The following is a 13,854-nucleotide window of genomic DNA, read 5'->3' on the forward strand; positions in this document are numbered from 1 at the left end:
TTCTGCGCTAGCCGCGGCTCAGCGCACGGAAGGGCGCCGTCATACGCCACGCCGGGCTCGACGTGATGCGCCGGAGCGTCACTTCCAGCCGCGCCGCATGAGTCTCGGCTCGCGCGGCGCGATCGGTTATTTCCGCGCCGGCGACCTCCAGGCGGACCTTGTCCTGTTCGAGGGCGAACTTTTCCGCCTGCAATCGCGCCTTGTCCGCCAGCAGCGCGGCCGTTTCCTGCTCGAATGCGGCTCGCTCGCGGACCAGCGCCGCCGTCTCCTCCGCAAGGCGGCCGATGGAAACTTCGAGCTGCTGCTGAAGCGTGTCGCGCTGCTGTTCCGCCGCTCGCAGGCTGAGAGACAGCGCATCCACCTGCTGGCGGGTGGCAGCGAGGAAGCCCGCCTGCTCGTCGAGCATGGCCCGCAGGCGGCCGCTCTCGGCTTCACGGGCCGCAGCGCGCTCCTCACTTGCCCGGGTCACCTCGATCAGCGCCGAGCGCAGCGCGTCCCGCTCCGCCTCAAGACCGCGCGCGGTCGCGTCGCGTTCGGCATAGGCCTGCAGTTGGGCGTCGAGGGCGCCCTGCACATGGGTGGCGAACGCCTGCAGGTGCGCGGCCTGCGCCTCCGCGCTCTCGGCCCGCGCCCGAAACTGCTCGCGCTCGGCGTCGAGGACGCGGGCAGAAATCTCGCTGCCGGTCCCATACTGAAAGCCGTCGAAGACGTTGGGCGGGTATTCGAAGCGCCCCCGCAGATGCGCCTGCTCATTTGCGAGGTAGAAGCGATTGAGGCCGTCCGCATAGACGAACTGGTATCCAGCCTCCAGCAGGAGGCCCTCCCAGTCGGCGAAATCCTGCTCCTGCGTCATGGGCTTTGTGGCCTCGCAGAGCACGATCCACGGCCGGAATGCTGCGAAATCCATGCCCTCGATGACGGCGCGCGTACCGCCCTCGACGTCGATCTTGAGGAAGTGGATGTCGCCCGTGACATGGGCGCGGCAGATGCTGGCCAGCGTCAGTGCTTCGACTTCAACCGCCGAGCCGAAGAAGCCGATGCGCGCGTGCGCTTCACACACCTCCGCGTCCGTCGTCGAAAGGCCGGTATCGTCAATGTCGAAGAACTGGATGCGGCCATCATAATTGGTCGCGGCGGCGTGGATGTTGATGTCGCGCGTCCGCTCCTTCTGCAGCAGGTCAAAATAGCCGCGATTGGCCTCCACATTGATGCCGTGCCAGCCGCGCGCATAGAAGACATGCGTCACGGAGTGCATCAACGGGTCGTTTGCGCCGACGTCGATATAGAAGCCCTCGCTCACGTCGCGCAGGGCCCGCCACAGCATGACGTCTTCGAAGTTCTGCGCCAACGACACGAGCGACATACCCACCCCCACTCCAACGCGACGAACCCGCCCCGGCGTCACTCTGGAACACAGAAAGGCCACAGTTCGGCACGGAGTCAACGGGGCAGGTTGGCCGCAAAGACTTAAGCCCGAACCCGTTTTGCCCCGCACCGCAGCAAGCTTCCGGAAGATCAACGCACATGCTCACCATCGAAACGCTCGCCGGCGGCTATGGCGAAGTGAATATCCTCAACGGCATCGATCTCACCCTTTCGGCGGGAGAGATCCTGACGGTGGCGGGGACCAACGGAGCCGGCAAGTCCACGCTCGCCAAGGCGGTGGTGGGGCTCTTGCCCCGCGTGACCGGCAAGGTGCTGCTGGAGGGGCGCGACATCACCCTCATGCCCGCCGAACAGCGGGCGCGGGCCGGCATCGGCTATGTGCCGCAGGTGGCGAACGTCTTCCCCTCCCTCTCCATCCACGACAATCTCGCCGTGGTGGAGGGCGTGGCCGACAAGGGCGCGCGCATTGCCGAAATGATGGAAATGTTTCCTGCGCTTGCCGAGCGGCGCCGTTCGCGGGCGGGCAGCCTCTCGGGCGGTGAGCGCCAGCAACTGGCCTTCGCCCGCGCGCTGATGACGCGGCCCGGCGTCATCGTGCTGGACGAGCCCACGGCCGCTCTGTCCCCGGCCAAGGTGGACGAGAGCTTCCAGCGGATCGCGGCGCTGGCGAAGACCGGCACCGCCGTCTTCCTCATCGAGCAGCGGGCGCGGCAGGCGCTGGCCATTTCCCATCGGGGCGCCATCCTCGATGGGGGAAAGGTGGCACTCTCCGGCGATGCGGCGAGCCTGCTGGCGGACGAGCGGGCGGCCAAGCTCTATCTCGGCCACGGCTGATCTCAGCCGGCGAGATAGGGCGCCGCCAGCCGCAGGTCCGCGACGAAGCGGTCATATTCGCGCGCCCGGGCTTCCGCATCCGGCAGGCGCAGCAGATAGGAGGGATGAACGCTCACCAGCGCGTCCCGCCCCTCAAGTGGCATGATACGCCCGCGACTTTCGCCCACGCGCACCGCGCGGCCGGACACCGCCTGCGCGGCGCTGGCGCCCAGCGCCACCACAAGGCGCGGCCGCACCAGAGCGATCTCCCGCGCCAGCCACGTGTTGCAGGCGCGGATCTCGACGGGATTGGGCGACTGATGGAGGCGCCGCTTGCCCCGCGGCTCGAACTTGAAGTGCTTCACCGCATTGGTGACATAGGCCCGCGCCCGCTCCAGCCCAGCATCCTGCAGGGCCTGATCGAACAGCCGCCCGGCCGGCCCGACGAAGGGGCGCCCGTCCAGATCCTCCTGATCGCCCGGCTGCTCGCCCACGAACATCACCGGCGCATCGGTCGGCCCCTCGCCGAAGACCGTCTGCGTCGCCGGCGCCCAGAGCGGGCAGGCCCGGCAGCCGAGCGCTTGCGCCCTTAACGCCTCAAGACCATCGGCTTGCTCCGCATCGAGGGCCGCCTTTTCGAGGCGGTGGGGGCGCGGATTGGCGGGGGTCGCAGCATGGGCAATCATCTCGCCCGCCCGGCGCTCGGCATCGGCGATGAGAGGGGCGATCAGCGCGGCCTCCGGCAGGTTGCGCCAGTATTTCACCGGCATTTCGGACTTCATGGCGCTGATCTTCAGCCGGGCCGGATTGAAGATGCTGGCGTAATAATCCCGCCACAGCGTCTCCATGGCATCGTCCGCCGGCGCCTCGGCCCGCGTGCCGCCGGGACCGAAGGTGAGCGTTTCGCCATCCCAATGGGCGCTCGCCTCCGGCGTCAGGATCGACCATTTCATGCCGGCGAAACGCCGCTGGAAGAAGGGGGCGTTGGCTTCCAGAATGTGATGCTCGGGCTCGAACCATGCGACGAACCACTCCGCCCCCGCTACCTCCACCTGCCGGAAGCGGACGAAGGCGCGCATCTTGTGAATGTCGCGCCGCACGGATTTCGCCATGCCCTCCACCCGCGCCACATCGCTGTCCATGGCGATGGAGAGCAGGCCAGGTTCAGCCCGCAGGCGCGCCAGCAGGCGATAGAGCAGCCCGAAGCGCTCGCGGTCCCGGTGCAGGAAGGCGGTTTCCGCCAGCCGCAGGAAGCCGCGGGGCACGGTGAACTGGGCGGCAGGCGTGTCATCGGGGAGCGGGGCGCCCGCGCCGAACAGGTCCGCCGCCCCGCCGACGCTCCACATCACATCGCGGGGCGCGATGCCGCCGCCGATGAGGCGCCGCGCCGCCTGCCGCCAGCCGGCGAAATCCGTCTCGCACTCCAGTCGCACATGGATCATCGCCGCCTCACAAGGCGAGTTCGAGCTGGCGCGGCTTCGGCGCGAGCCGGACTTCCAGATCCGTCCGGTCCAGAAGGGCGCCGGGCCGGTGGTCGGCGCAGACGATGAAGGGCATGGCCTTGGCGAGCGGCACCTTGAGCCGCGTCAGATCCTCCAGCCGCACCGCCCGCACGCGCCGGGCGGCGATAATGCGTTCCACCGCCGTGCGGCCGAAGCCCGGCACGCGCAGCAGTTCGCCCTTCTCCGCCCGGTTCACGTCGAGGGGAAACCGCGCGCGGTTGCGCAGGGCCCAGGCGAGCTTGGGGTCCATGTGGAGCGCAAGGTTGCCCTCCCCCTCGGCTACGATCTCCTTCGGCTCGAAGCCGTAGAAGCGCATCAGCCAGTCTGCCTGATAGAGCCGATGCTCGCGCACGAGAGGCGGTGGCTCCGGCGGCAGAAGGCGGCTGGCGTCGGGAATGGGGCTGAAGGCAGAGTAATAGACCCGCTTCAGGCGATAGGCGCCATAGAGATTGGCGCTGGTGGCGAGGATGGTGCGGTCGTCCATGCCGTCCGCGCCCACGATCATCTGCGTGCTCTGGCCGGCGGGCGCAAAGGCGGGCGCGCGTTTTTCCGCCTGCGCCTCCTCGATGCGCGCCCGCATGCGCCCCATAGAGCGGCGGATCGCCCGCACGTCCTTCTCCGGCGCCAGGGTCTTGAGACTCGTTTCGGACGGAAGTTCGATGTTGATGGAGAGCCGGTCCGCATAGAGCCCCGCCTCGGCCAGCAGTTCCGGGCTGGCATCGGGAATGGTCTTCAGATGGATGTAGCCGCGGAAGGCGTGCTCCGTGCGCAGCGTGCGCGCCACCGCCACCACCTGTTCCATGGTGTAGTCCGGCGAGCGGATGATGCCGGACGAGAGGAACAGGCCCTCGATATAGTTGCGGCGATAAAAATCGAGGGTGAGGTCCACCACCTCCGCGACCGTGAAGCGGGCGCGCGGAACGTTGGAGGACGAGCGGTTCACGCAATAAAGGCAGTCGAAGGCGCAGGCGTTCGTCAGCAGGATCTTGAGCAGCGAGATGCAGCGCCCGTCAGGGGCGTAGGAATGGCAGATCGCTCCTTCCGTCGAGCCGATGCCGCGCCCGGACAGGGAATCGCGGCGGGTGGTGCCGCTGGAGGCGCAGGAGGCGTCATATTTGGCCGCATCCGCGAGAATGGAAAGCTTGCGACGGAGATCCATGCGGACAATATGTTCATGTTTTGTTCCATATGCAACAACGCCGGATGACCCGGCGCTGCGATGGGTGGGAGAGTTCGGCAGGCAAGCTCAGCGGGCGAGGTTGCCCACATAGTGGTTGAGCTGCCAGACGGCGTGCTCGAACATGTTGGCGGTGGACCAGACCGCCTGCCGGTCGGCAGCGGACAGGTCCGGGGCGCGGGTCCAGAGATCCTCGCGCAGCTTCTTCATCAGCGCCGCGCGGTCGCCCGTCAGGGTCGAAAGGGTCTCCAGCGTGTCGGCATCGACGCTCTCAGCCTCGGTGACGACCGTCGCGGTCAGCGCATGGGCGCTCTCCGCCAGCGCACCGGCAAAGCCCTTGGCCGCGGGGGCCGCCTTGAGGACGGAGAGCCCCTGCGCCAGGGCCGCGAGGCTGTCGTTCAGGGTCTTGAGGATCTGGTTGGCGTTCCACAGCCGCATCAGCTCATCGAGCTGCTCCTGATCGCCGGGCATCTGGAGCCGCTTCTTCAGGAAGCTGTCGACGGTGGCGGTCAGTTCCTGTCCCGCCTGTTTGAGTACCTTGGGCGAGGCGCCCACCACCTGCGGCTCGACACCCTCCAGGTCGTCATCCTTCTCGCTGCGCACCTTGGAAAGGAAGAAGGGCAGCCGGCGCAGCAAGCGCATCTGCTCCTGCTCCACCATGCCGATGGCAGCCAGCGGCTCCACGGCGTCGTTGAACTGGATGTAGCGCGGCTTGCCGAGCGCCTCCTGCGCCGTCTCGGGGCTCAGCCGCTCCACCAAGGCGAACAGTGGGCCATTCAGCGCGGAAGCGACCACCGCCGAGACGATCTGGAACATCCAGTGCACGATGGTGACCTGAAGGGCCGCGTCGCCCGTGATGCCCCGCACCAGCGCCTCGATCAGCGGCACATGGGCGTAGTGCTCGATCATCAGCAGCGGCAGCATCACGCCGACGCCGACCAGCTTCAGGATGAGCTGGTAGAGGTTGAGCTGCCGCGCGGTGCCTGCGAGGCCGGAGCCCTGCACGATGGACATGATGCCGGCACCGAGATTGGCCCCCACGACGATGAGGAAGGCCTGATCGAGGCCCAGCACGCCGCCGTCCACCAGCGCGAGGGCGATGATGGAAACCGTCTGCCCCTGAATAACGGCGGCGAGCGCCGTGCCGGCGATGAAGCCCCAGAGGTAGAAATGGTTGGCGAAGGCGAGAACCGCCTGCACGCTTGGAGAGTCCCGCAGCGGCACGGAGGCCTGCACCATCATCTGCACGCCGAACAGCAGCAGCGCGAGGCCCATCAGCGCGGCCACGAGGTTGCGGTACTTTGCGTCCCGGTCATAGCCGAACAGGAAGGCGAGGCCGACGAGGCCGATGGCGGTCGAGATGACCGCGCCGATGTTCAGGGAGGCGAGCAGCAGGCGCAGCGTCGAGCCGGCATACGACCAGGTGACGATGGGCATGGCGCTGCGCACCGTCGCCGCCCCGGCGCTCACGAGGCTGATGACGATGAACGTCACCGCATTGGTGCTCTGGATGACGGCGCCGGCGGCAATGCCCGCGAACATGGCCTTGATGGGATGGCCGGTGGCCCGGCCCACCAGACGGTGGAAGCGGGGGCCTGCCACCTGCTTCATATTGGCGGTAAGAAATTGCGTTCCGATGAAGATGAAGCCCAACCCGGCGAAGAGGCCGATGGCGATGGTCACGTATTGCCCCCAGCGAATGATGGTAACGGCTCAGCTCCCGCGCTCTTTAGACCATCGTTTTTGCCACGGCCAGTTGACCTTTAGGTCCACACCAAATGTGCCAGTTCAAGAGATGTGCAGCCCCGCCAGCGTCGCCCGGACGGCCTGAGGGAGGGGCGTGCGCGGCTCCATTCCGAGGAAGGCCACGAGCTGCGTGTTGCGCATGTGCAGCGGCACCCGCCAGAGGTAGCGCATCTCCTTGAGTTCCCGCAGCGTGGTATTGAACGGCGCCGCAAGCGGCAGCAGCCACCAGGGAAAGCCCTTCACCGGCACGGCGCGGCCAACCCCTTCGCGGATCGCCTCGATCATGCCCCGGCCGTCCGCATCCCAGAAGCCTTCGAAATGGAAGCGGGCCAGCGTCGGCAGGTCGTCACGCTCCAGAAGGCGCACGATCGTTTCCGCGACATCCGGGAGATAGGCCCATTGATGGCCGGCGCCGGCGCCGGGATCGGCAATGGCCTTGAGACGCCCCTCCGGCTTCACAAGGCCCTGCGCGAACCAGCTGTTGCGGGTCCGCGGCCCGAAGAAATCGCCGCAGCGCAGGATGAGCACCGGCACGCGCTGGGCTGCGGCAACGGCCAGCCTCTGCTCCATCTCCACCCGCAGCCGCCCCTTCTTTGTCGTCGGGTTCTGGGGCGCGGCTTCATGGGGATCAGAAAAGGCATCGGGGCCGTAATTGTAGACGGTGCCCGGCAGTACCACCCGCGCGCCAACGCTGCGGGCGGCGGCGATGGTGTTTTCCAGCATCGGCACCACCAGCTTCTCCCAATCCCGATAGCCGGGCGGGTTGACGCCATGGACGATCACCGCACAGCCCTGCGCCGCGCGCAGGACGCTGCCGGCATCCATGGCGTCGCCAGCGATCCAGACAGGTGCCATGTCGGGTAAGGGCCAGCGCCGCGCGGCGCTTGCGGGGTCGCGCACGAGGGCACGCACCTCCCACCCCCGGCGGATGAGCGCCGCCGCCGTCTCGCCCCCGACCCCGCCGGTGGCGCCCAGCACCAGCGCCGTCCTGTTCGTGATGGTCATGTCCTCACTCCTCCATTCATGACGGCACAGTGCACCGGCGCGACGTCTGACAGAATTGTCAAAGGCGTGCGCATGGCTAGTATGTTTTTGATGAGCCTTCTCGCCTCGGACTGGGAAAACCAGCGCGCCTTCCTCGCCGTCCTGCGCACAGGCAGCCTGTCTGCCGCGGCGCGGGAACTCGGCCTCGCTCAGCCGACGGTGCGCCGAAGGATCGAGGCGCTGGAGCAGGCCCTCGGCACGCCACTCTTCACGCGCTCGCCCGCCGGCCTCCTCCCCACCGAGGCTGCCCGGACGCTCGGCCCCCATGCGGAAGCCATGGCCGCTGCCGCCGCCGCATTCCAGCGCGCGGCCTCGGGCCCGCGCGCAGAGATCTCGGGCACCGTGCGCATCACCGCCAGCGACATGATCGGGACGCAGGTGCTTCCCGGCCTGATCGAACCGCTGATGGCGCGCCACCCGCGCCTGACGCTGGAAGTCCACCTCTCCAACCGCACTCAGGATCTGCTGCGGCAGGAAGCGGACATCGCCGTGCGCATGGTGCGGCCCACCCAGTCCGCTCTGGTCATCCGCGCCATCGGCATCGTGCGCCTGGGCCTGTTCGCGACGCCAGCCTTCGTGGAACGGCATGGGATGCCGGAGCGCCTCTCCGACCTGTCCCGCTATCCGCTGATCGGTCCGGACCGCGACGCCGCCGACCTGCGGGCCACCGAACAGTTGCTGGGGCCGGACGTTCCGGGCGCCCTCACCTATCGCACGGACAATCACCCCGCACAGTTCGCCGCCGTGCGGGCGGGCCTTGGGATCGGCGTCTGCCAGGTCAATCTTGCGGCTCGCCCCCCGGCGCTGATCCCGATCCTGCCCGAGGCGTTCGAGATGCGGCTCGACACCTATCTGGTGATGCACGAGGACCTGAAGCGCGTGCGGCGTGTGCGCGTGGTGTTCGACCATCTGGCCCGCACGCTGGGCGCCTATTGCCACGGCACGACAGAGCCCACGTCCGGCGTGCTATAGGAGCCCCTCGCAAGCAAAGGAGCGCGCCGTGGCGGACACGCTGACCATCTATGGCATCAAGAACTGCGACACCATGAAGAAGGCCCGGGCCTTCCTCGAGGAGAAGGGCGCGGCCTACGCCTTCCATGACTACAAGACCGCCGGCATCGACCGGAAGCGGCTGGAGGGCTGGATCGGGGCCGTGGGTTGGGAACCACTGCTCAACAAGGCCGGAACCACCTTCAAGAAGCTGCCCGATGCGGACCGCGCGGACCTCACGCAGGAGAAAGCGATCGCCCTGATGCTGGCGCAGCCCTCCATGATCAAGCGCCCGGTGCTGGAGAAGGACGGCGGCATCCTCGTCGGGTTCAAGCCGGCGGACTATGAGGCCTTCATCGCCTGAGCTGGTTCAGGCCCGGCCGGCGGGGCGGAACGCATTCTGGTCGATGCCGTGGCGATGCAGCTTGTCGTAGAAGGTCTTGCGAGGGATGCCGAGGGCCTTCACGGTCGCCTGAACATCGCCCTGTGCCGTAGCCAGCGCCGCGCGGATCTGCTCCGCCTCGAAGGCTTCCACCCGCTGCGGCAGTGTCAGGCTCGTATCGGGCAGGACAGCGGTGGCGGCGGGCGGATCGACGAGGCCGAGGGCCACACGCTCGGCATAATGCATCAGCTCGCGCACATTGCCCGGCCAGTCGTGCGCTTCCAGGCGGTCGAGCACTGGCCGCCCCACCAGCGGCGGCTCGCGGCGGAAACGCTTGGCCGCATGGGCGAGGAAGTGGCCGAACAGCAGCGCAATGTCCGAGCGCCGCTCGCGCAAGGGCGGGATGCGCACGGCCGCCACGTGCAGCCGGTAATAGAGATCCTCGCGGAACTTGTCGGCCCGCACCAGTTCGCGCAGGTCGATCTTCGAGGCGGTGACGACGCGGATGTCCACCTTGCGCGCTTCATTGGCGCCGAGCGGGATCACCTCGCGGGCTTCCAGCACCCGCAGCAGCTTCACCTGCAAGGCCGGTGACATGGCCTCGATCTCGTCGAGGAAGAGTGTGCCGCCATTGGCGAAGGCGATGCGCCCCACCCTCTTCTTGAGCGCCCCGGTGAAGGCGCCCGCCTCATGGCCGAACAGCTCGCTCTCGATCATCGTCTCCGGCAGCGCCCCGCAATTGACGGCCACGAAGGGCCGGGTGGAGCGATGGCTCAACCGATGGAGCAGGTTCGCCACCACTTCCTTGCCGCTGCCGGTCTCCCCTTCCACCAGCACGTCCACATCCGCATCGGCAAGCTGGCGCAGGGTCTGGCGCAGGCGTTCCATGGCCGGATCGGCACCGAGCAGGGGAAATTCCTCTCCCGCCGCCTCCGCGGCGCGCTTCAGTTCGCGATTTTCCAGCACCAGCCGGCGCTTCTCCAGCGCGTGGCGGATGCTGCCGAGCAGGCGATCACCCGCATAGGGCTTGGCGAGGAAGTCATAGGCGCCCTCGCGCATCGCCTCCACCGCCATGGCGATGTCGCCATGGCCGGTGATGAGGATGACCGGGAGTTCCGGATCGACCTTTCTCAGACGGCGGAACAGCTCGAGCCCGTCGATGCGCGGCATGCGCACGTCGCTCACCACCACGCCGGGAAAGGTCGGGTCGATGGCATCGAGCGCGGCCTGCGCCGAGCCGAAGGGCGCAACGGTGAGGCCGGCGAGCATGAGGGCCTGCACATTGGCCGCCCGCAGGATCTCGTCGTCGTCGATGAAGGCCACGTCCATGGATCAGGCTCTCGGCAAGGTCAAAGTGAAGACGGCGCCCGGCCCTTCGCCGGCGCCGAAGGTGCCGCCGAATTCGGCGACGATGTCCCGCGAGATCACCAGCCCGAGGCCGAGGCCGGTGGACTTGGTGGTCACGAAAGGCATGAAGAGAGCCTCGCGCACCTCCTGCGGCAGGCCCGGCCCGTTGTCGGAAACCGTGACCGTGACACGCCCATTGTCGGCGCGGGCCTCGATGCGGATGCGCCCCCCGGCACGCTCGCCGATGGCTTCGGCCGCGTTCTGCAGAAGGTTCACAAACACCTGCTCCAGACGCACCGGAGCGACGGCCACGGAAATCTCCTCGGGGCCGAGATCCACGTCCAGCACGATGTCGCCCTGACGCAGCCGGTGGCCCACCAGCAGGCGCGCACCGTCGATCACCTCACGTAGCGGCACGCGACTGATCTCGGGCGGTGTCTTGCGGGCGAAATCGCGCAATTCGCCGGTGATGATGCCGACCCGCTCGGTGAGATCGCCGATGATGGCGAGGTTGGCGCGGGCGGTCGACTCGTCGCCCCGGTCAAGGAACTGCCGGGCATTCTCCGCGAAGGTGCGGATGGCGGCCACCGGCTGGTTCACCTCATGGGCGACGCTGGCGGCGATCTGGCCGAGCACCGCGAGCTTGCTCGCCTGCACCAGTTCGTCCTGCATCTCGTTGAGGGCCACCTGCGTGCGGCGGCGCTCCTCGATCTCGCCCCGCAACCGGTCATTGGCGGCGGAAAGCTCCATGGTGCGCTCCGCAACGCGGGCCTCAAGCTCACGGCGGGCCAGCGCCTGCTGCTCGCGCTCCTCCTCCAGCCGCCGCCGCCGCGCCACCCAGAAGCCGACGCTGCCGATGCCGGCGATCGCCAGCAGCAAGGCGAGCGAGCGGGCCGCCGTGGTGGCGAGCGCCACCGAGGGGGCCGTCGGCGCCAGAAGATGCAGTGTCCAGCCGGTGGTGGGGACGGGCGCATCCACCTCGACAAAATCCTGTCCCGCGAGCGCGGGCGGCGCGAGTGTCAGGACCGTCGCCGGCAGGTCCGGCGCCGGGCGGATGGGCAGGAGATCGAGGGGCGCGTCGCCGAATTGCAGGCTTGCGCGGATTTCCGCACGCTGGTCCTCAGGGATGGGAACGGTGGCCCGGAAGCGCCACGCCGGCTCGCTCGCCACCAGCACGATGCCGCGCTCGTCGGCGGCATAGGTCGGCTCGGCGAAGCGGCGCCACTCCTCCTCCACGGCGTCGAACTCGGCCTTCACCACGATGACGCCGATGGGCTGGCCGTCCTTCTCCAGCCGGCGGGAGAAATACAGGCCCGGCCGGTGGCTCACAGTGCCGAAGGCGAAGTGCTCCGCCTGCCCCACCTCCATGCTGCGCCGGAAATAGGGGCGGAAGGAATAATCGTTGCCGACGAAGCTCTCAGGCGTGAGATAGTTGCTGGCCGCGATGGTCATGCCCTCGCGGTCCAGCAGATAAATGGCCCCCGCGCGGGTGGCCCCCGCCAGCACGTCCAGCCGGGCATCGAGGGCGAGGATGCGCGCCTCGTCGGGCCGCTCGAGCGCCGCAAGCACACCGGGGTCCTCCGCCAGCACTTGCGGCAGCGTGCGCTGCTTCTCGATCTCGCTGCGGAGCATGGCGACCCGCAGGCCCACGGCGGCTTCCGCCGCGACCCGCACCTCGGACAGCGCCCAGCGCTCGGCCCCCCGGCGCGCCGCCGCGTCGAGGCCGATGAGGCCCGCCAGGGCGAGCACGCCCAGAAAGAGCCATGATACCGGGCGAGCCTTGGATCCCTGACCGCCCGGGCGATCACGCAGAGGGGTCGTCACCGGAATTCCTCGGCCGCCGTGCGAAAATCCGCACGCGCCAGCCGGCTTCAATGTGCGACTTTCCGCACACAGCGTCAATCCGGTGTGAGACGCGCGGAAACTCTTCCTTAAGATTCAAAGACATGCCGGAGCGCGATACCCAGCCCTCCCTTGGCACGGACCTTGCGAAATCGTCGGCGGGTAGTTGCCCCCTTCAGCTTCATCAGGTTCGCACGGCGCCCGTGTCCAAAAGGCGCTGATGGACCGACAGGAGAGACGTCCATGGCACCGGTCATTCCCGCCGCGAGCGCGCCGCACAAGCCGCGCAAGTTCTATCAGCACCTTTACGTCCAGGTTCTGGCCGCGATCGCCATCGGCATCCTGCTCGGCCATTTCTATCCGGACCTCGGCACCCAGATGAAGCCGCTGGGCGATGCCTTCATCAAGCTGGTGAAGATGGTGATCGCGCCGGTGATCTTCCTCACCGTGGTGACCGGCATCGCCGGAATGCGCGATCTGGCAAAGGTGGGTCGCGTGGCCGGCAAGGCCATGATCTACTTCCTCACCTTCTCCACCCTCGCGCTCATCATCGGCCTCATCATCGCCAATGTGGTGCAGCCCGGCGCCGGCATGCACATCGCGCCCGCCTCGCTGGATCCGAAGGCGGTCGCCAGCTACGCCGCCAAGGCGCATGACGCCTCCATCATCGGCTTCCTGATGAACATCATCCCGGATACGCCGATCAGCGCGCTCGGCTCCGGCGACATCCTCCAGGTGCTGTTCTTCTCCGTGCTGTTCGGTATTGCGCTGGCCGGCGTGGGCGATCGGGGCGAGCCGGTGATGAACGTGCTGGTTTCCGCCTCGCAGGCGATGTTCCGTCTGGTGCACATCCTCATGAAGGCCGCACCCATCGGCGCCTTCGGCGCCATGGCCTTCACCATCGGCCGCTACGGCATCGGCTCGGTGGCGAACCTCGCCTTCCTCATCCTCACCTTCTACATCACATCCTTCCTGTTCGTGGTGGTCGTGCTCGGCCTTGTCGCCCGGTACAACGGCTTCTCCATCTTCGCGCTGCTGCGCTACATCAAGGAAGAGCTGCTGCTCGTGCTCGGCACCTCCTCCTCGGAAGCCGCGCTGCCGAGCCTCATCGAGAAGATGGAGCGGGCCGGCTGCCGCAAGTCGGTGGTGGGCCTCGTCATCCCGACGGGCTACTCCTTCAACCTCGACGGCACCAACATCTACATGACGCTCGCCGCGCTCTTCATCGCGCAGGCAACCGACATCCACCTCAGCCTGGGCGACCAGATCCTGCTGCTGCTCGTGGCCATGCTCTCCTCCAAGGGCGCGGCCGGCATCACCGGCGCCGGCTTCATCACGCTGGCCGCCACGCTCTCCGTGGTTCCCACCGTGCCGCTGGCCGGCATGGCGCTGATCCTCGGCATCGACCGCTTCATGTCGGAATGCCGGGCCATCACCAACTTCATCGGCAATGCGGTGGCCACCATCGTCGTCGCCCGCTGGGAAGGCGAACTGGACAAGGACAAGCTCGCCGCCGCCCTCTCCGGCCGCATCTCGGTTGAGGATGACGACCTGCCGATCGAGGCGACCTCTCCGGCCCAGTGACCGGATCGAACACCCACGCATGCAACGGCGGCCCTCGGGCC

Annotated in this window: 11 protein-coding genes; 4 read left to right on the forward strand and 7 right to left on the reverse strand. The window is 67.9% G+C overall.

Features of this window, described 5'->3' with window-relative positions:
• Nucleotides 1-7: 7 nt before the first annotated feature.
• Complete coding sequence (locus tag AZC_RS24490; protein ID WP_012171528.1) at nucleotides 8-1,363, reverse strand: FkbM family methyltransferase; 1,356 nt, start codon at nucleotides 1,361-1,363, stop codon at nucleotides 8-10.
• 161 nt (nucleotides 1,364-1,524) lie between these two features.
• On the opposite strand from AZC_RS24490, the gene AZC_RS15520 reads away from it, so the two are divergent.
• On the forward strand, nucleotides 1,525-2,220 hold the full coding sequence (locus AZC_RS15520; RefSeq protein WP_012171529.1) for an ABC transporter ATP-binding protein: 696 nt from the start codon (nucleotides 1,525-1,527) through the stop codon (nucleotides 2,218-2,220).
• Nucleotides 2,221-2,222: 2 nt separating this feature from the next.
• On the opposite strand, the gene AZC_RS15525 is transcribed toward AZC_RS15520, so the two are convergent.
• The 4 genes from AZC_RS15525 to AZC_RS15540 form a co-directional block, all read right to left on the reverse strand.
• Entirely contained in the window at nucleotides 2,223-3,641 is a 1,419-nt protein-coding gene (locus AZC_RS15525; protein WP_012171530.1) for a UdgX family uracil-DNA binding protein, read from the reverse strand.
• A gap of 7 nt (nucleotides 3,642-3,648) precedes the next feature.
• Entirely contained in the window at nucleotides 3,649-4,860 is a 1,212-nt protein-coding gene (locus AZC_RS15530; protein ID WP_012171531.1) for a putative DNA modification/repair radical SAM protein, read from the reverse strand.
• An 87-nt stretch (nucleotides 4,861-4,947) separates the two neighbouring features.
• Complete coding sequence (locus AZC_RS15535; protein WP_012171532.1) at nucleotides 4,948-6,561, reverse strand: Na/Pi cotransporter family protein; 1,614 nt, start codon at nucleotides 6,559-6,561, stop codon at nucleotides 4,948-4,950.
• A gap of 105 nt (nucleotides 6,562-6,666) precedes the next feature.
• Entirely contained in the window at nucleotides 6,667-7,629 is a 963-nt protein-coding gene (locus AZC_RS15540) for an NAD-dependent epimerase/dehydratase family protein (protein WP_012171533.1), read from the reverse strand.
• A 90-nt stretch (nucleotides 7,630-7,719) separates the two neighbouring features.
• On the opposite strand from AZC_RS15540, the gene AZC_RS15545 reads away from it, so the two are divergent.
• Together AZC_RS15545 and AZC_RS15550 are read left to right on the forward strand one after the other, a co-directional pair.
• On the forward strand, nucleotides 7,720-8,640 hold the full coding sequence (locus tag AZC_RS15545; protein WP_043880377.1) for a LysR family transcriptional regulator: 921 nt from the start codon (nucleotides 7,720-7,722) through the stop codon (nucleotides 8,638-8,640).
• A gap of 73 nt (nucleotides 8,641-8,713) precedes the next feature.
• The gene (locus AZC_RS15550; RefSeq protein ID WP_043880378.1) at nucleotides 8,714-9,022 is read left to right on the forward strand and encodes an arsenate reductase; all 309 of its coding nucleotides are present in this window, start codon (nucleotides 8,714-8,716) and stop codon (nucleotides 9,020-9,022) included.
• A 6-nt stretch (nucleotides 9,023-9,028) separates the two neighbouring features.
• Here AZC_RS15550 and AZC_RS15555 read toward each other — a convergent pair whose 3' ends face one another.
• Both AZC_RS15555 and AZC_RS15560 read right to left on the reverse strand, forming a co-directional pair.
• Nucleotides 9,029-10,369 (reverse strand): sigma-54-dependent transcriptional regulator, encoded by a 1,341-nt coding sequence (locus AZC_RS15555; RefSeq protein WP_012171536.1) that lies wholly within the window; start codon nucleotides 10,367-10,369, stop codon nucleotides 9,029-9,031.
• Nucleotides 10,370-10,372: 3 nt separating this feature from the next.
• Nucleotides 10,373-12,136 (reverse strand): sensor histidine kinase, encoded by a 1,764-nt coding sequence (locus AZC_RS15560; protein WP_244421727.1) that lies wholly within the window; start codon nucleotides 12,134-12,136, stop codon nucleotides 10,373-10,375.
• Between the two features lie 336 nt (nucleotides 12,137-12,472).
• On the opposite strand from AZC_RS15560, the gene AZC_RS15565 reads away from it, so the two are divergent.
• Entirely contained in the window at nucleotides 12,473-13,813 is a 1,341-nt protein-coding gene (locus AZC_RS15565) for a dicarboxylate/amino acid:cation symporter (RefSeq protein WP_012171538.1), read from the forward strand.
• The last annotated feature ends 41 nt before the right edge of the window (nucleotides 13,814-13,854 follow it).

The organism is Azorhizobium caulinodans ORS 571 (assembly GCF_000010525.1).
Lineage (GTDB): Bacteria > Pseudomonadota > Alphaproteobacteria > Rhizobiales > Xanthobacteraceae > Azorhizobium > Azorhizobium caulinodans.